13 protein-coding genes and 2 pseudogenes are annotated in these 17,349 nt (G+C 47.2%); 12 read left to right on the top strand and 3 right to left on the bottom strand.

The window, feature by feature from the left end:
• Positions 1-126: 126 nt before the first annotated feature.
• From RLO19_RS14180 to RLO19_RS14155, 6 genes and pseudogenes are all read left to right on the top strand, one after another.
• On the top strand, positions 127-2,217 hold the full coding sequence (locus RLO19_RS14180) for a RecQ family ATP-dependent DNA helicase (protein ID WP_446357348.1): 2,091 nt from the start codon (positions 127-129) through the stop codon (positions 2,215-2,217).
• A 15-nt stretch (positions 2,218-2,232) separates the two neighbouring features.
• Positions 2,233-3,513, top strand: a pseudogene (locus RLO19_RS14175) (DNA-processing protein DprA).
• A 223-nt stretch (positions 3,514-3,736) separates the two neighbouring features.
• On the top strand, positions 3,737-4,051 hold the full coding sequence (locus RLO19_RS14170; protein ID WP_446357329.1) for a hypothetical protein: 315 nt from the start codon (positions 3,737-3,739) through the stop codon (positions 4,049-4,051).
• Positions 4,052-4,427: 376 nt separating this feature from the next.
• Positions 4,428-5,042: a hypothetical protein gene (locus RLO19_RS14165; protein WP_446357327.1), complete on the top strand. Its 615-nt coding sequence runs from the start codon at positions 4,428-4,430 to the stop codon at positions 5,040-5,042.
• Between the two features lie 785 nt (positions 5,043-5,827).
• The gene (locus tag RLO19_RS14160) at positions 5,828-6,469 is read left to right on the top strand and encodes a bifunctional 4-hydroxy-2-oxoglutarate aldolase/2-dehydro-3-deoxy-phosphogluconate aldolase (protein WP_446357346.1); all 642 of its coding nucleotides are present in this window, start codon (positions 5,828-5,830) and stop codon (positions 6,467-6,469) included.
• Between the two features lie 41 nt (positions 6,470-6,510).
• Positions 6,511-7,023, top strand: a complete 513-nt coding sequence (locus RLO19_RS14155) for a L,D-transpeptidase (protein WP_446357325.1) — start codon at positions 6,511-6,513, stop codon at positions 7,021-7,023.
• A gap of 7 nt (positions 7,024-7,030) precedes the next feature.
• On the opposite strand, the pseudogene RLO19_RS14150 reads toward RLO19_RS14155, so the two are convergent.
• Positions 7,031-7,342, bottom strand: a pseudogene (locus tag RLO19_RS14150) (cytochrome P450); the annotation flags it as partial.
• 746 nt (positions 7,343-8,088) lie between these two features.
• Here RLO19_RS14150 and adhE point away from each other — a divergent pair.
• Genes adhE through nuoF form a run of 3 tightly spaced genes read left to right on the top strand, consistent with a single transcriptional unit; the run spans position 8,089 to position 13,037 of the window.
• Entirely contained in the window at positions 8,089-10,770 is a 2,682-nt protein-coding gene (adhE, locus tag RLO19_RS14145; RefSeq protein ID WP_446357344.1) for a bifunctional acetaldehyde-CoA/alcohol dehydrogenase, read from the top strand.
• A gap of 60 nt (positions 10,771-10,830) precedes the next feature.
• Positions 10,831-11,370, top strand: coding sequence for a bidirectional hydrogenase complex protein HoxE (hoxE, locus tag RLO19_RS14140; RefSeq protein WP_446357323.1), 540 nt, complete (start codon positions 10,831-10,833; stop codon positions 11,368-11,370).
• A gap of 50 nt (positions 11,371-11,420) precedes the next feature.
• Entirely contained in the window at positions 11,421-13,037 is a 1,617-nt protein-coding gene (nuoF, locus tag RLO19_RS14135; RefSeq protein ID WP_446357321.1) for an NADH-quinone oxidoreductase subunit NuoF, read from the top strand.
• Here nuoF and RLO19_RS14130 read toward each other — a convergent pair.
• Positions 13,032-13,298, bottom strand: a complete 267-nt coding sequence (locus RLO19_RS14130; RefSeq protein ID WP_446357319.1) for a hypothetical protein — start codon at positions 13,296-13,298, stop codon at positions 13,032-13,034. The two genes, nuoF and RLO19_RS14130, sit on opposite strands and share 6 nt — an antisense overlap.
• A gap of 71 nt (positions 13,299-13,369) precedes the next feature.
• On the opposite strand from RLO19_RS14130, the gene hoxU reads away from it, so the two are divergent.
• The 3 genes from hoxU (at position 13,370) to RLO19_RS14115 (ending at position 16,307) form a co-directional block, all read left to right on the top strand.
• A complete protein-coding gene (gene hoxU / locus RLO19_RS14125) occupies positions 13,370-14,086 on the top strand; it encodes a bidirectional hydrogenase complex protein HoxU (protein WP_446357318.1) in 717 nt (238 codons plus the stop codon).
• A 129-nt stretch (positions 14,087-14,215) separates the two neighbouring features.
• Complete coding sequence (locus tag RLO19_RS14120) at positions 14,216-14,764, top strand: NADH-quinone oxidoreductase subunit B family protein (RefSeq protein WP_446357316.1); 549 nt, start codon at positions 14,216-14,218, stop codon at positions 14,762-14,764.
• Between the two features lie 118 nt (positions 14,765-14,882).
• Positions 14,883-16,307 carry a Ni/Fe hydrogenase subunit alpha gene (locus RLO19_RS14115; protein WP_446357314.1) on the top strand — a complete coding sequence of 475 codons (1,425 nt, stop codon included), beginning with the start codon at positions 14,883-14,885 and terminating at the stop codon, positions 16,305-16,307.
• A 168-nt stretch (positions 16,308-16,475) separates the two neighbouring features.
• Here RLO19_RS14115 and RLO19_RS14110 read toward each other — a convergent pair whose 3' ends face one another.
• The gene (locus RLO19_RS14110) at positions 16,476-17,027 is read right to left on the bottom strand and encodes a Uma2 family endonuclease (RefSeq protein WP_446357312.1); all 552 of its coding nucleotides are present in this window, start codon (positions 17,025-17,027) and stop codon (positions 16,476-16,478) included.
• Positions 17,028-17,349: the final 322 nt, after the last annotated feature.

The following is a 17,349-nucleotide window of genomic DNA, read 5'->3' as shown; positions in this document are numbered from 1 at the left end:
AGAGTTTTGATGAATAAGTTGATTTGAATTTGAGGACAGTAGGGACGGGTTTTACTGATAACATTCCGAAGAAAACCCCTAATGAAACTAAACCCGCCTTGGCTATTATCGCTACGGTGTATCGATATGACAACCCAACTCAAAGCCCAAGCGCTGTCACTGCTGCGCCAAGCTCTCAACAACCCAACTGCTCAATTTCGGGATGGACAATGGGAAGCCATCGCTAGCATAATTCTAGCGCGATCGCGGCTCCTGGTTGTACAACGCACAGGCTGGGGGAAAAGCATTGTCTACTTTCTCGCTACTCGCTTGCTGCGAAATAGTGGTGCGGGTTCCACCCTGCTAATTTCACCCCTCCTAGCTTTGATGCGAAATCAAATTGTCGCCGCTGAACGGATTAAGATTAACGCCGCCACGATTAACTCCAGTAATCCAGAGGAATGGGAACAGATTAACGCTCAATTACAAGCAGGAATCATTGATATTCTGCTCATTTCTCCCGAACGACTCGCCAACGAAGACTTTCGCCAAAGGATTCTGTTACCCATATCGCAACGAATTGGCTTATTCGTTGTTGATGAAGCCCATTGTATCTCCGACTGGGGACATGATTTTCGACCAGACTATCGGCGCATCGTCCGCGTTTTGCAAGCGCTTCCTCAAACCATTCCCGCCCTCGCCACAACTGCTACGGCAAATAACCGAGTAGTTAACGATATTATTACGCAACTGGGTGCCAATTTGCGGGTATCCAGAGGTACTCTAACCCGAAAAAGCTTACAATTACAAACCATTAAATTACCGAGTCCCGCCGCACGCATGGCGTGGTTAGCTGAACACCTGCCAAATTTACCCGGAAGTGGGATTATTTACGCATTAACTATCAAAGATACCGAACGAGTTGCCCATTGGTTAAATCAGCAAGGGATTCATGCTCAAGCCTACCATGCCAAGCTAACCAATGAACAGCGTTTAACCTTAGAAGACCAACTCCTTAACAATGAAATTAAAGCTTTAGTCGCTACAACTGCTTTAGGAATGGGGTTTGATAAACCGGATTTAGGATTTGTTATTCACTACCAGCGTCCGGGTTCTGTGGTTCATTATTACCAACAAGTCGGACGCGCGGGGAGAGCGGTAGAGCAAGCTTATGGAATTCTGCTCAGTGGTGATGAAGATCAGGAAATTACGGATTATTTTATTCAAACTGCCTTGCCGCCAGAGGCTCATGTTCAGGAGGTTTTAAATGCATTAGAACAAGCCGAGGATGGATTATCTGTTCCTCAAATCGAGCAGCATCTCAATCTTTCTAACGGACAAATTCAGAAGGTGTTGAAACTGTTATCCCTAGAGTCCCCTGCACCTGTCACCAAGCAAGGCTCTAAATGGTATGCGACGCCCGTATTTTATCAACCGGATACGGAGAAAATTGAAGGGTTAACCCAAATTCGTCACCAAGAACAAGCTCGCATGTTTGACTATATGAATAGTCGAGAATGCTTGATGACATTTCTCGCCAGAGAATTAGATGATCCGCAGCCAACGCCTTGCGGTAAATGTGCGGTATGCTTGGGTAGACCGTTATTACCCGAAACCTATTCACTAGACCGAGTTAATCAAGCAATTCAGTATCTCCGTCGTAGTGACCAAATTATCGAACCTCGTAAAAAATGGGCATCTAAAGCGCTCCCTAGTTATGGGTTTTCTGGGATAATTCGCGACAATTTACGCGCTGAACCCGGACGAGCATTATCACTTTGGGGTGATGCAGGTTGGGGAGAATTAGTTAAACAAGGGAAATACAATAATCATGATTTTGATGACGCCTTGGTGCAGGGTGCATTTGATATGATTCAACGTTGGCAACCTCAACCTTTTCCTACTTGGGTAACTTGTGTTCCTTCCTTAAGTCATCCACAACTTGTGCCAAATTTTGCCCAACGACTCGCCAATCAATTACAACTACCCTTTCAGCCAATTGTGCAGAAAGTTCGCCAGACTCAGCCACAAAAACAGATGGGGAATAGTTATCAGCAAGCGCATAACCTCGATGGTGTCTTTGAAGTGAACCCTTGGCAAGGGATGAAGGGTGCAGTATTCTTAATTGATGATATGGTAGATTCACGTTGGACATTCACTGTCATTGCTGCACTGTTACGTCGTGCTGGAAGTGGTCATGTTTTTCCGTTGGCATTGACACTCAATTCGTTAACGTAGGCAAATTAGAAGATTATGGATTACCATCTGCTGTCACCCAATACTCAAGCCATTTTATTATTGTGTGCCAGCTTTGGACAAAATCGTCAAACTGAACCCAAACCCTTAACCCTGAGCGAGTATAATACGGTAGCGAGTTGGTTGCTGGAAAATGACATGATTCCGGAGGATTTGCTTGATCAAACCCTGAAAAATCGCTTATCTCAAATTACCATTGGCAAGCTTGATTCTCAGCGGTTAGTCGCTTTACTTGAGCGCGGTGTTATGCTAGGTTTGGCGGTGGAAAAGTGGATGAATCAGGGGTTATGGATATTGGGACGAGGTGACGCTTCCTATCCTCAATATCTGAAGCAAAGATTGAAGCATAATGCACCCGCTATTCTCTATGGAATTGGGAATAGAGAATTGCTTTCTCAAGCTGGGTTGGCTATCGTTGGTTCTCGTGATGTTGATCAAGAAGGACTCAATTATACTCAAAGAGTTGTCCAGATATGCGCTGAACAAGGAATCAATGTGATTTCTGGTGGGGCGCGTGGGGTAGATCAAGCTTCCATGTTAGGTATATTAGCAGCAGGTGGGAACGCTGTGGGTGTACTTGCTGATAGTTTAACGAAGGCGGCTGTGGCGAGTAAGTATCGTGCTGGAATTAAAGAAGGTAGACTGACATTAGTGTCTGCCTATGACCCCGAAGCGAGTTTCAGCACGGGTAATGCTATGGGGCGAAACAAGTATATTTATGCGTTAGCTGATTATGCGTTAGTGATTAGTTCTGCTGTTGGTAAAGGTGGAACCTGGGCGGGGGCGACTGAGGTGTTGAGACAGGTAAAAGATGTCCCGGTTTTTGTACGAATGCAGGGAACTGTACCCGAAGGGAATCAGAAATTGCTGGAAAAGGGAGGAATCGTTTTTCCAGAAGCCCCTTGGAATAAACCGTTGCGTACAATTTTAGACGCCGCTATAGCTGAGGCTGAAGAAAGCTAAGCTGATGAGGGAGTAATAGAGTCTGAGAAATCCTCAGCCGGAGATGATTTAGGCGGGGATAAAAAGATTTCCATTAATTTACCTGCCAAAGATATCTATGAAGCAGTTTTACCCTTTATCCTCAACCAGTTAGAGCAACCTCAAGATGCGAAATCTCTGGCTGATTCGTTGCAGGTACGAAAAGGACAGATGGAGGATTGGTTAAAAAGAGCGGTGCAAGAGGGTAATGTGATTAAGCAGAAGAATCCGGTGATGTATGTAGTGAATAAAGAATTGGATTTATTGGCTTTGCTGGAAAAAGAGGATTCTGGATAACGCGAATGTGAAGGGAGCATATCACCTTTTATCACCTTAGTAGGTTGAGTTGAGGAACGAAACCAAAGGTGGTTTAATTTCTTAGTTTTCACTGTATGTGGCGCAACGAAGGGAGGTAAGTTTTGAGTGAGAGATTGGGAGATTTGTAGATTGTGTAGGGGCGGGTTTCACTACTATCTTTTCCGTTGCAACCTGATGTAACTCGCGCCCGCCCAGACGCTTCTTGCATCGCGTCTCTACAATATACAACAGTAAGGGTGAAATCTACTCTGATGATGAAACGATTAATAACGAATTAAACGAGGTTTTGAATCTCAATTCAGAAACTTTGATTAGAAATCGCCAAGCGGCTATGGGTGCTGTGATGGAGGGCTTGCGTAAAAAATCTCCATCTAACTCTTGGACGGTTGGCATTTTAAGTAAGGAAATTTACAATGTGACTAAAAAAGCTAAATATAGACCTTATTGTCAAATTGTTGTTTTTCTCTTAAATAAAACATTATTCGTGGCGAAGAATCAAGCCAAAAGCCAAGGGTAAAATAATATATCCTAGACTTCTGCCTTTATTTCCTGTTCCCTGCTTTCAAGAGAGTCAAGTAGGTTGGGAAAATGCACAATAAGACTGGGAAGTGTGTATTGAACATCGGGAGATCCCCCCTAGCCCCCCTTTCAAAGGGGGGAAAGAAGGAAACAGGAATCCGCCTCAATTGGATAGTTGATGAAACAAGCTCAATCGTCGGATATCCGTACCTGATGTCCTAGTCTCCCTACCGTTTGTCGAATTAATACGCCAAAACTGGGGGTAAACCACACCGGAAAGTTAGGGATAAATTTGGCAAAATTAAATTGGGAGTAGAAAAGCTTTTTACCAGAAGTCTCGAAACCGAGTTAATCAAAGCGACGAGGGATAAAAAATGTCTCACTCTACTAAAGAACGCATCACCACTGAGTTTCAGAAAGCTAAATCCGCAGAACGGGAACGGGCAGAACGAATTCAAGAAATTGTCCAAGAGGCTTTCTCGAAAACATTGGCTGAAGTGAAAGACGGAACGGGTGAAATTCGCGGGATTTTTCAAGAAAACTTATCGGAGATTTTGGCAAGGGTAAATAAAATCGAGAACGAAAACGATGAAGCCGCGCCAAAAACACCTGGGCTTCGTTCCAAAGCTATCATTATCGCCGTCTCAAAAGCGCTTAAAAATCGCCTGTTGCCCTATTTGCGCCAAGCTTATACGGATGTGCAGAATCAATATGCTACGATGAATAATCACGAGGTCAATCGTGATATCAATGGGGCTGAAATTGAGCGCAATCGCTATGAGCGTTTGAAGCAGCGCTTAGAGAATTTTGCCGCCTGGTACAACCAACTAAAAGCACAATCTCAAACTGTAGAACCCAGTGTTGTAGAATACAAGCAAGCTGAGTTTGAGAATAAGATGGGTGAAGCTGGTGCAACCGTTGCCCAAAGGGAACGACAGGTTAAGCAACAGTTACAGCAATGGCTGCAAACGGCTATGGCTAAGCGGTGAATTAGTTTGTAGTTCGTAGTAAGGGCTTTAGCCTGTAAAATAACTCTGAAGCCCTGACTATAATCCTTGAATTATTTATACGACTCAACCTAGAGTAAATGTTACTGAAGTGAAGTACCCCAACTTGCTTCGCTCTTATTTGGGGCTTCCAACTAGCAAGCAAGGACGGTCTTATTCGTCTTTGGGATTTCCCGCTTCATCCGTCGATGCCACGTTGGGTACTTTTTTTTAAGAAAAGTCCAGAACTCAATCTGGTGATGGTCTTACTCAGCGTCCACAGGCAGCCGCCCGTCTTCCACAGGCAGTATATTTTGTTAGTCCGCTTGGCTTTCGCGGTTTGTGGTTAGAGTTCTAACCGAATAATGCTAATAGGCATCTTGCGCTATTCTTTTCTGGACGCTAAAAGCGAACGGTGGTCGAGTTCATTAACGCGCTTTTGACTACATCTCTATCACACCTGACTCAACCATCTGTCTTCCCATGCCTTACCATGTAGACCTAGGTGAGCTATTCTCATTGTACTACAAAGGACTCAGTGCGTTAAGATGATTTGGAAATCTCCGTGCCTCCGATTTCCTGCTGTCCATCCTCACCCTGCTATCACTGAGGGTGAGGACTTCCGCGAAAACTGTTAAGAGTTTGTAGTCAGCCTTTAAGTAAGGGTGTATGGCGCTCGCATCGCAACTACGAACCTGTTTGTGGTAAGTGCTTCGACGTGTATGGCGCTCGCATCGCAACTACAAACGCAGTCGGTGATATCAGTAAGCATCAATAAAATTGTGAGTATATCAAATGAATCTTGGTTGACTCTTCTGCAAGAGCATCGTATCATTGCTGTGATTCGGGCGTCTGACCAATCGTTAGGACGTCAAATGGCGCTGGCGGTAGCCGCGGGGGGAATAAAGTTAATTGAGATTACCTGGAATACAGACGCGGCTGCGGAATTAATTCGTCATCTGCGCCAAGAGTTACCAAACTGTACGGTTGGTACAGGGACATTATTAAACCTGGAACAGGTACATCAAGCTATTGATGCGGGGGCTGAGTTTCTGTTTACTCCTCATACCAATACCACTCTAATTAATACGGCTGTTAACGCTGGAGTTCCCATCGTTCCCGGTGCACTTTCTCCCAGCGAAATTGTTACGGCTATTGATGCGGGGGCAAGTTGCGTTAAAGTGTTTCCTATCCAGGCGGTAGGCGGTGTTAACTATATCAAAGCCTTACAAGGACCTCTGGGTCATATTCCCTTGATTCCTACAGGCGGCGTAACGTTCGCCAATGCTAAAGACTTTATCACAGCCGGTGCGATCGCGGTCGGTTTGGCAGGAGATTTGTTTCCCAAACCCCTCATCGCGTCTGGGGATTGGCAAGAGATTACCCAACGGGCGAAAAAACTTCGATCTCAATTTAACCATAATCCATAAAATGGAACTAAGAGGATTATGCTGTTACCTCAGAAGTTTCCATGAAAACCATCAGGTCTACCAAGTGGGTGCGCCATTCAGGAACCCTCCTCGCGGGTGTCGCCTTAGCCATAACCGTGTTTGGGTTTAATACACCCGTCGCCCATCCTACACCCCAAAGTGAACAGATTGCCAGCAAAATGACGGCGCTGCAAAATACGAACCAGCGCTGGATTCAAATTGATGTAAGCAATCAACGGTTAATTGCGTGGGAAGGGGGGACTCAAGTCTATGCGGTGATTGTCTCCACCGGGAAAAGCGCTACACCTACCCGTACCGGCGTCTTTAACATTCAAACCAAGCTGCGGCGCGATCGCATGCGTGGTCCCGGTTATGATGTTTCTAATGTTCCCTATACCATGTATTACCAAGGTGGCTATGCCATTCATGGGGCTTATTGGCACAATAACTTTGGGACTCCGATGAGCCACGGTTGTGTGAATGTAGCAGTTGATCACGCCGAGTGGTTATATAATTGGGCGTCTGTAGGAACGCCTGTGGTTATTCATCAGTGACAAAAACCTACTTGTGTCCCTGTCGCCGCCAAAACTTAACCCGCAAACCATCGCGGGGGTGGGGTGTCGGTAATTTAACCATATCCCAATCCTGTTCCGGAAGCAGTTCCCACTGATAATCTCGCACTAACAACGCGGTAAATAATTTCATCTCCAATTTGGCAAACTCCCGCCCCAAACATTCGCGCACCCCACCGCCAAAGGCTACATAACTAAAGGGTTTGGCTTTATCCTCCGCCCTTTGAGGGTTAAAGCGTTCTGGGTCAAATAGTTCCGGTTGCGTATAAACACCGCTATCTTGATGGGTTCGGCTAAGCCTATCAATATTAAAAGAATAATTTCATTGTGTTAAGTTTATTTTAAAATTGCAACGTTTACGTCTGGAGATAGAGGAACATAGTCCCCTCAGGGGTAATTCTCCCCCTATCGACAAACCGATACGGCAAGTGCTATTAAGGACATGCAGACGCCTTGTCTGATGCTTGGTTCATGGTTAACAGTTTTGGTTGGTTGAAAAAAGCTAGTCTGGCGTTTGAACAACTAGAGCGTTGTTTATTAAGAAATTCTAAAATCCAGGAGGCTAAAGTCTAGCGCAATCCTAAAAATTTCATTGATTTATTAATGTATGAATCCCTCGTTCGAGATAGTATAGTAAGTGTGACGGGAAGAAAAAGTATTCCTGAGATTCCCTGGACTACCCTAGTCATGAATTCTTGGTCTATACTGCATGGGGAGGAACTGTCTGATTAATCAACGGTCTGATTAATTATTGTTGAATCGAATCATTCTAGGGGATTAGCCGGAGCAAATTTGAGTATTCCAATGAGGAGATTTTTATGAAGTCATACCCACTTTATACTGGGAGTAGCTCAGTTTGCCATGACGCAAATGTAAGGGTGCAAGCAAAAGTAAGTGGCAAAACTATGGTTGCTATTCAGGGAGAAACTCAGTCGCTTTAGCTGGGAAATCTGCCCGATTAGTAAACGAGAAATAACAAGAACAAAATCAATAGTGGGTGTGAGGGACATTAAATATTGACCCATGACGAAACTTACCGCAACCAACATGATTAAAGTCACAAACCATCAGGAACTCGAAGAATTAATTAAACGGGTTAAAGCAGCTCAAACCCAATACGCTAGCTACACTCAAGAGCAGGTCGATGCCATCTTTAAAAAAGCGGCACTCGCTGCCAATGCTGCCCGTATTCCTCTAGCAAAACTGGCAGTTAGTGAAACCGCCATGGGAGTCGTTGAAGACAAAGTGATTAAAAACCACTTTGCATCGGAAATGATCTACAACAAGTACAAAAAAGACAAAACCTGTGGCGTTGTAGAAGAGGATAAATCCTTCGGTTTCCAGAAAATTGCTGAACCCGTTGGTATTTTAGCGGGGATCGTACCCACCACCAACCCCACCTCGACCGCGATTTTTAAGGCACTGATTGCCCTAAAAACCCGCAATGGGATTATCTTCTCCCCCCATCCCCGTGCCAAACAATGCACCCTGGAAGCGGCAAAAGTCGTCTTAGAAGCGGCGGTAGCGGCTGGCGCACCAGAGCATATTATCGGCTGGATTGATGAACCCACGGTGTCTCTTTCCCAAGCTTTAATGCAGCACCCCGATATCAAGCTGATCCTGGCGACAGGGGGTCCGGGAATGGTGAAAGCCGCCTATTCTTCGGGTCATCCGTCTCTGGGTGTTGGTGCAGGAAACACGCCAGCGGTGATTGACTCGAGCGCCCATATTAAAATGGCGGTTTCTTCGATTATTCTGAGTAAAACCTTTGACAATGGCATGATCTGCGCCAGTGAGCAGTCGGTGATTGTCTTAGATGATGTTTACGAGGAAGTTCGCCAAGAATTTATTAATCGCGGTGCTTACTTCCTGAAACCAGAGGAACGGGAAAAACTGGGGAGTAAAATTATTGTCGATGGGCGTTTAAATGCCGAAATTGTTGGTCAACCTGTGGAAAAGTTAGCCGAATTAGCCGGATTTTCCTTACCGGAACAAACCCGGGTGATTATTGGGGAAGTAGAAAAGATTGGCATAGACGAACCCTTTTCCTTCGAGAAACTCTCGCCCATCCTGGCAATGTATCGTGCCAAAAACTTTGAGGATGCGGTAGATAAAGCTGGAGAGTTAGTGGAATTTGGCGGACGAGGACATACGGCTGTCCTCTATACCAATCCAGCGAATGTTGAACATATTAAACGGTTTGAAGACCAAGTTCAGGCGTCTCGCGTCTTAATTAACACCCCCTCATCCCAAGGTGCGATCGGGGATATCTATAACTTCCGCCTTGATCCCTCCCTGACACTAGGCTGCGGCACCTGGGGTGGAAACTCCATCAGTGAAAACGTTGGACCGGAACACCTGCTGAACATAAAAACGATCGCGGAACGGCGGGAAAATATGCTATGGTTCCGGATACCGCCCAAGGTGTACTTTAAGTATGGGTCTTTGCCCGTAGCGCTGCGGGAGTTAGCTGGGAAGCAACGGGCATTTATTGTCACCGACAAACCCATTTACGATCTGGGGATGACGGCTAGCGTCGAAGAGGTTTTGGCTGAAATTGGTATCAAATACGATATCTTCTATGACGTAGAGCCAGACCCCTCCTTAGAAACCGTACAACGGGGATTGACGTTGATGAACACCTTCAAGCCTGATGTGATTATCGCCTTGGGTGGGGGTTCGCCCATGGATGCTGCCAAAATTATGTGGCTGATGTATGAGCATCCAGAGATTGAATTTGAAGGACTCGCGATGCGGTTCATGGATATCCGCAAGCGGGTATATGAACTCCCCCCCCTGGGTGAGAAAGCGATAATGGTGGCAATTCCCACGACATCGGGAACGGGTTCAGAAGTCACACCGTTTGCGGTAGTAACGGATCGCCGCAACAATATCAAGTATCCCTTGGCAGACTATGCCCTAACGCCAAATATGGCGATCGTTGATCCCGAATTAGTCCTAAATATGCCCAAGAGTCTCACCGCATTCGGGGGCGTCGATGCCTTGACTCATGCTTTAGAAGCTTATGTCTCGGTGTTAGCCAGTGAATATACCAATGGGTTGGCACTCGAAGCTACCCGGCTGATCTTTAAATACCTGCCTTCAGCCTACAAAAATGGGGCAAATGATCCCAAGGCGCGGGAGAAAATGCACTATGCCGCCACGATGGCGGGAATGGCGTTTGCCAATAGTTTCCTGGGAATCTGTCACTCCATGGCACACCAATTAGGGGCAATCTTCCATGTTCCCCACGGGTTAGCGAATGCCATGTTAATTTCCCATGTTATTCGCTACAACGCCACAGACGCGCCCTTTAAGCAGGCGACGTTCTCCCAGTACAAGTATCCCAATGCCAAATGGCGCTATTCTCGGATTGCCGATTACCTGCACTTGGGCGGCGATACCGAAAACGAGAAAATCAATCACCTGATTGGGGCAATTGAGGAACTCAAGCGTCAGGTGGGGATTCCGGCGGCGCTGAAGGATGTGATTAAGGAAAGTGAAGCGGAATATTTCGCCAAACTTGACGAAGTAGCGGATCAGGCATTCGATGATCAGTGTACTGGCGCGAACCCCCGCTATCCCTTGATTGAAGACCTTAAGGAAATCCTCACCAAAGCCTATTATGGCGACTTGGGAGAGCTTCCTGATGTCGAAACCGTCAACGGCAATGGTGCGATCGGTGACACCAGTATAAGCGATACCCAACCTGCCGTACCTGCGGTGTAAACCTGTTGTGGGGTGGGCATTTGCCCACCCGACAGATACTCAAATAAAGGAGAGTTAACTATGGCAACTGCGCCCACGGCTCGTGCAGACACCACTGCTGCGAAAAAACCAAAGGAAGCCAAGACAGGACATCCCAGTGGTGATAAGCGCTTCAAAGTCCTGGATATCACTATGAAGCGGGCTCAGTATCGTCCTGATGTTTTGATTGAAGTTCTCCATAAAGCACAGGAAGCCTTTGGCTATCTGGAGGAGGACGTGTTGCTGTATGTAGCACGAGGGCTAAAACTCCCCCTGAGTCGGGTGTATGGGGTGGCGACATTTTACCATCTATTCTCCCTGAAGCCCGGTGGCACTCATACTTGTGTGGTTTGTACGGGTACGGCTTGTTACGTCAAAGGCGGCGGACAAGTGTTATCGGCACTAGAGGAGCATCTTGGCATCAAAGTGGGTGACACCACCCCCGATGGCGAAATGTCCTTGCTCAGCGCCCGTTGTCTTGGTGCCTGCGGTATCGCCCCCGCCGTGGTGTTTGATGGCACAGTTGCGCCGAAACAAACCGCAGAATTGGCACTGGAGAAGGTGAAGGGATGGATGGATTAATGAATTTTGTGCGGGTGGGTTGATTCCATAACTGATGAGGAGAGAAAAAGATGGACTTAACGGAACTGCAAGAAATTGCTGAGGAAGAACGCAAGGCGCAAAAAAGCATCCGGGTACATTGCTGTACGTCAACGGGTTGCCAAGCGGCAAATTCCTTGGGTGTAAAGAAAAATTTAGAGGGAGCGGTTAAAACAGCAGGATTAGGCGATCGCGTGCAAGTGGTTGGTGTCGGTTGTATGGGGTTCTGTGGGCGAGGTCCTTTGGTGGAAATCGATCCCCAGGAAAAACTATATGAAGAAGTAACTCCCGATGATGCCGCTAGTATTATTGAAGCGCTTAACGGCGGGACAGCCACGGCAGATGAGGGCGATCTGAATCACCCCTTTTTTGCTCGCCAAATGCGAATCGTCCGGGAAACCAGTGGCAAAATTGACCCAGAACGGATTGAAGAATATATTGCGGCGGGGGGGTATCAATCCCTTTATAAAGTTATTCATGATATGACCCCGGCTGAGGTTGTCGATGAAATCAGCAAGAGTGGGTTGCGGGGACGCGGTGGCGGCGGCTATCCCACGGGATTGAAATGGGCAACCATGGCGAAGATGCCTGGGGAGCAAAAATATGTGATCTGTAATGCGGATGAGGGTGATCCTGGTGCGTTCATGGATCGCTCGGTGTTAGAGAGTGACCCCCATCGGGTTCTAGAAGGAATGGCGATCGCAGGTTATGCGGTTGGTGCTACACAAGCTTTCATCTATGTCCGGGCTGAATATCCTCTCGCGATCGATCGCCTGCAAAAGGCAATCAAGCAAGCTAAAAAACTCAGCCTTCTAGGGAGTCAAATCTTCGGCTCTCCCTTTGACTTTAAAGTTGATATCCGCATCGGTGCAGGTGCTTTCGTCTGCGGTGAAGAAACCGCCTTAATCGCCTCCGTAGAAGGCGGACGGGGAATGCCTCGCCCCCGCCCCCCCTACCCCGCGCAATCGGGCTTATGGGGATGTCCTACTTTAATTAATAATGTCGAAACCTTTGCTAATATTGCCGCCATTATTCGGGAAGGAGCCGAATGGTACGCCAATATCGGCACCGAAAAGAGCAAAGGGACGAAAGTGTTCGCCCTAACGGGTAAAATCCGCAATAATGGTTTGATTGAAGTTCCCATGGGTATCACGCTGCGGGAAATCATTGAAGAAATGGGTGGCGGCGTACCCGATGGTGAAGTCAAGGCGGTGCAGACAGGTGGTCCTTCTGGTGGTTGCATTCCCGCATCACTCCTCGACACCCCCGTAGACTACGACTCCTTGACTAAAATCGGCTCAATGATGGGTTCCGGCGGTATGGTGGTAATGGATGAAACCACCAGTATGATTGAAGTTGCCCAGTTTTACATGGAATTCTGTCGCGGAGAAACTTGCGGTAAATGCATTCCCTGTCGGGTTGGAACAGTGCAAATGTATCAAGCGCTGACCAAGATCCTCAAGGGAGAAGCCACGATGAGAGATATTGAACAGCTTGAACAGCTCTGTGGCATGGTGAAAGACACCAGTCTATGTGGTTTGGGTCAAACCGCACCCAATCCCGTCCTGAGTACGCTGCACTATTTCCGGGATGAGTATCTGGCGCTGCTTCAGGATAGCCCGAATGGAAAAGTGGCAGTGAAGTCATAAGTCATCAGTCAATTGTCGGGGCGGGTTTAGGGACAATTGTCGGGGCGGGTTTAGGGACAATTGTCGGGGCGGGTTTAGGGACATTGTCGGGGCGGGTTTAGGGACTAAATTCAGATATTCACAGATAACGGAAAAACAAAACCCGCCCTCCCCACCGATAACGGAAAAACAAAACCCGCCCGCCCCACCGATAACGGAAAAACAAAACCCGCCCGCCCCACCGATAACGGAAAAACAAAACCCGCCATTATTCACAGTCATAAGTTATAAGTTTGTTGACGAATGACCAATGATAAATGACCAATAACCAATGACAAAGGACGAAAAATGATATGTCAGTAAAAACATTGACAATTGATGGTGTTGATCTCGCCATTGAAGAAGGCGCCACCCTCCTAACCGCAGCCAAAGAAGCAGGTGTCCATATCCCTACATTGTGTCATCTAGAAGGGGTTACCGATGTGGGCGCTTGTCGGTTGTGTTTGGTGCAGATTGAAGGTATTAACAAACTCCTACCTGCCTGCGTTACTGAGGTAGCAGAGGGAATGAAAGTTCATACCAATACCGAAACGATCCAAGAATACCGCCGCATGGTTGTCGAGATGCTGTTTTCCGAAGGCAATCACATCTGTGCAGTCTGTGTAGCCAATGGCAATTGCCAACTACAAGATGTGGCAATTGAGGTGGGGATGGATCACACCCGTTTCCCCTACCGCTTTCCAGAACGAGGGGTGGATGTGTCTCACGATCGCTTCGGCATCGATCACAACCGCTGTATTCTCTGTACCCGATGCGTGCGAGTCTGTGATGAAATCGAAGGCGCCCACGTCTGGGATGTGGCAGGGCGAGGTCCGGCTTCCCGTGTAATTAGCGGGTTAGCTCAACCTTGGGGAGAGGTGGAAGCCTGTACCTCTTGTGGTAAGTGTGTAGATGCTTGTCCCACAGGTTCTCTTTTCCGCAAAGGTTCCACAGTCGCGGAAATGGAAAAAGACAGAGGGAAAGTAGAATTTTTGGTCACAGCACGGGAAGATCGAAAATGGACGCGGTGACGTAGAGAAGCAGAGGGAGCAGGGGGAGCAGGGGGAGCAGGGGGAGCAGGGGGAGCAGGGGAAGCAGGGGGAGCAGGGGGAGCTAACCAATGACGAATGACAAATCACCAATTATGGGAGAAATAAAACATGGCAAAGATAAAACTGGCGACGATTTGGTTGTGTGGCTGTTCCGGCTGTCACATGTCCTTTCTGGATTTAGACGAGTGGCTACTGGAATTGGCGGAGAAAGTGGATGTGGTTTTTAGCCCCGTGGCTTCTGATATTAAAGACTACCCCGAAGACGTGGATGTTTGTTTAGTAGAAGGGGGTATCGCTAATGAAGAAAACTTAGAGTTAATTCGCATAGCCAGAGAACGCACCAAATTCCTGATTTCCTTTGGCGATTGTGCTGTAACCGCGAATGTACCCGCCCTGCGGAATATGTTGGGAGGGGCAGAACCTGTGCTGAAGCGCTGTTATTTGGAGTTGGGAGACGCTAATCCCCAATTACCAAAATTCCCTGGAATTGTCCCAGAATTACTAGACCGCGTGCGCCCTGTGCATGAGGTGGTTCACGTTGATTTATTTATGCCCGGTTGTCCACCACCAGCCGACCGAATTAAAGCAACAATCGAACCTTTACTGCGAGGTGAAAAACCCGTTATGGAAGGACGGGAAATGATTAAGTTTGGATAGTCATTGGTCATTCGTCTTATGTCCTTTGTCATTGGTTAAAGTTGATAGTTGATGACGAACAATAATTAACCAAGAAAATAAGCAAAGGACAAAGAAACAAATAAACAAGGGTAATGTTATGGCTAAAACAGTTGTTATTGATCCGGTTACTCGTATTGAAGGACACGCGAAAATTTCTATCTTTCTCGATGATGCGGGGGAAGTGGAAGACGCTAGATTTCATGTGGTGGAATTCCGGGGTTTTGAAAAGTTCTGTGAAGGACGCCCGATGTGGGAAATGGCGGGAATAACTGCCCGAATTTGTGGGATTTGTCCGGTGAGTCATTTACTGGCGTCGGCGAAAACTGGGGATAAAATTCAAGCGGTGAAGGTGCCGCCTGCGGGTGAGAAATTGCGGCGGCTGATGAATTTGGGACAAATTACCCAGTCTCACGCGCTGTCGTTTTTCCATCTGAGTAGTCCTGACTTTTTATTGGGATGGGATAGTGATCCAGCGACTCGGAATGTGTTTGGGTTAATTGCGGCTGATCCGGATTTAGCCCGCAGTGGGATTCGCTTACGCCAGTTTGGTCAAACGGTGATTGAACTGCTGGGGGCGAAGAAGATTCACCCATCTTGGGCGGTTCCTGGCGGCGTGCGATCGCCTCTATCGGAAGAGGGACGGGCTTGGATTCGCGATCGCTTACCGGAATCCCGTGCGACTCTAGATACCGCCCTGGGGCTGTTTAAGCAGTTATTGGATCGGTTTTCTACAGAGGTGGAAACCTTTGGTCTGTTCCCCTCTTTGTTTATGGGGTTAGTCGGCAAAGATGGAGTCTGGGAACATTATGATGGTCATCTTCGCTTTAAAGATAGTGAAGGGAATATGGTGGCGGATGGACTCAGTGAGGATGATTATCGAGACTTTATGGGTGAAGCGGTTGAACCCTGGTCTTATTTGAAATTCCCCTACTATAAACCCTTAGGATACCCGGATGGGATTTATCGGGTAGGTCCATTAGCCCGACTGAATATCTGCGATCGCATGGGCACGGAAGCGGCGGATCGGGAGTTACAAGAATTTCGCGATCGCGCCGGGGGTGTAGCCACCTCATCCTTCTTCTATCACTATGCCCGCTTAGTGGAAATTCTGGCAGCTTTAGAACGGATTGAACAATTAGTTGAAGATCCAGATATTGTCTCCAAACGCACTCGTGCTGAAGCCGGAATTAACAATTTAGAAGGCATCGGTGTCAGTGAAGCGCCCAGAGGCACATTGTTCCACCACTATAATGTGGATGAAAATGGCATTATCAAGAAAGTCAACATGATTATTGCCACGGGTCAAAATAACTTGGCGATGAACAAAACCGTGGCACAAATTGCCAAACATTATATCCACGGGAATGAAATACCTGAAGGGTTATTAAACCGAGTTGAAGCCGGAATTCGTGCTTTTGACCCCTGCTTAAGCTGTTCCACCCATGCCTTCGGTCAAATGCCCTTGCATATCCAATTAGTCGGTTCATCAGGGGATGTTGTTGATGAAGTCTGGCGTCAGTAATCTAGCTACTTTCTAGAGACACCCTCGTTCCCAGGCTCTGCCTGGGAATGCTCTTATGGAGGCTCCGCCTCCCATCGTCATGGGGATTCCCAAAGATTTAGCGATCGCTAAGTTTATCACCATTTCTAAATTCGACATGCTCCCGGTTAGGGTTAGAACTATTTGGTATTAGTCAAACTCTGGTGCCCAAATTTCAGCCACGGCTAACTCCCATCCCGGCAGCAGTTCCGGTACCGTCAGCACATCACCATCCCGCAAAACTACTTTCTCCACACCCGGACGATAAACCTCCATCGTCCGACTTCTCGGATCAACTAAAACCCCAACCTGTGTTCCTAGTGCTAGAAACTCCTGAATTTTCTGACGCAGCTTGGACAAAGAGTCAGTTTTGGACTTGACCTCAAACATTAAATCAGGGACTAACTGAGCATAATCTCCTGTGGTTCGCGGCAATCGCTCGGCTCGGACAAAAGACGCATCCGGCGCACGCACGTCCTCCGAAGCATTGGGGAGAATAAATCCAGCATTGGATGCCGTCACTCGCCCTAACCGGCGAGGTCTGACCCAATTACGCAACTGGGCGATAATCTCCGCCGCAACTTCATCGGATTCATACCCTGAAGGACTCATAACAATAATCTCCCCACCGATTAACTCCATCCGATAGTGCGGATGTTGCACCTGCAATTTTTCCAGGTCTTTAATCGTCAAACCAGCCATCGAACTCCTCCCTAGATGAGCGCGTGCATACTAGGTTATACATCTAATCCTATCACCCTAAATTCCGGCAAATACCCAACTGTAAACTGATCATACAATTCCTGACAAGCAAACTACACCAGAATTAACATACTACAGACTGACATGGGGAATCTGGGTTACAAGGGATAACCGTGCAAAAGCGATCGCTATTCCTCTAATCGTTAAATCAATGGACATTTCTTTCCTTTGTGGACATAAGTATAACCGTCAGCTTTCCAGATTGGCTCGAAATACTTCCAGTTGATGCTTTGCAGTTTCCCTTTTGCTGTAGTCAAGTCAA

The sequence above is a fragment of the Coleofasciculus sp. G2-EDA-02 genome (assembly GCF_040226375.1).
Taxonomy (GTDB): Bacteria; Cyanobacteriota; Cyanobacteriia; order Cyanobacteriales; family Coleofasciculaceae; genus Coleofasciculus.
Note: the sequence above shows the minus strand (reverse complement) of the source record. Positions and strands in the feature narration are given on the sequence as shown.

What these genes read in the sequence shown, in the direction of transcription:
- RLO19_RS14115 (WP_446357314.1), top strand. Translation starts at nt 14,883, where the DNA reads ATGGCTAAAACAGTTGTTATTGATCCGGTTACTCGTATTGAAGGACAC.
- RLO19_RS14110 (WP_446357312.1), bottom strand. Translation starts at nt 17,027, where the DNA reads ATGGCTGGTTTGACGATTAAAGACCTGGAAAAATTGCAGGTGCAACAT.
- RLO19_RS14180 (WP_446357348.1), top strand. Translation starts at nt 127, where the DNA reads ATGACAACCCAACTCAAAGCCCAAGCGCTGTCACTGCTGCGCCAAGCT.
- hoxE (WP_446357323.1), top strand. Translation starts at nt 10,831, where the DNA reads ATGGCAACTGCGCCCACGGCTCGTGCAGACACCACTGCTGCGAAAAAA.
- RLO19_RS14130 (WP_446357319.1), bottom strand. Translation starts at nt 13,298, where the DNA reads ATGACTGTGAATAATGGCGGGTTTTGTTTTTCCGTTATCGGTGGGGCG.
- RLO19_RS14165 (WP_446357327.1), top strand. Translation starts at nt 4,428, where the DNA reads ATGTCTCACTCTACTAAAGAACGCATCACCACTGAGTTTCAGAAAGCT.
- RLO19_RS14155 (WP_446357325.1), top strand. Translation starts at nt 6,511, where the DNA reads ATGAAAACCATCAGGTCTACCAAGTGGGTGCGCCATTCAGGAACCCTC.
- nuoF (WP_446357321.1), top strand. Translation starts at nt 11,421, where the DNA reads ATGGACTTAACGGAACTGCAAGAAATTGCTGAGGAAGAACGCAAGGCG.
- hoxU (WP_446357318.1), top strand. Translation starts at nt 13,370, where the DNA reads ATGTCAGTAAAAACATTGACAATTGATGGTGTTGATCTCGCCATTGAA.
- RLO19_RS14120 (WP_446357316.1), top strand. Translation starts at nt 14,216, where the DNA reads ATGGCAAAGATAAAACTGGCGACGATTTGGTTGTGTGGCTGTTCCGGC.
- adhE (WP_446357344.1), top strand. Translation starts at nt 8,089, where the DNA reads ATGATTAAAGTCACAAACCATCAGGAACTCGAAGAATTAATTAAACGG.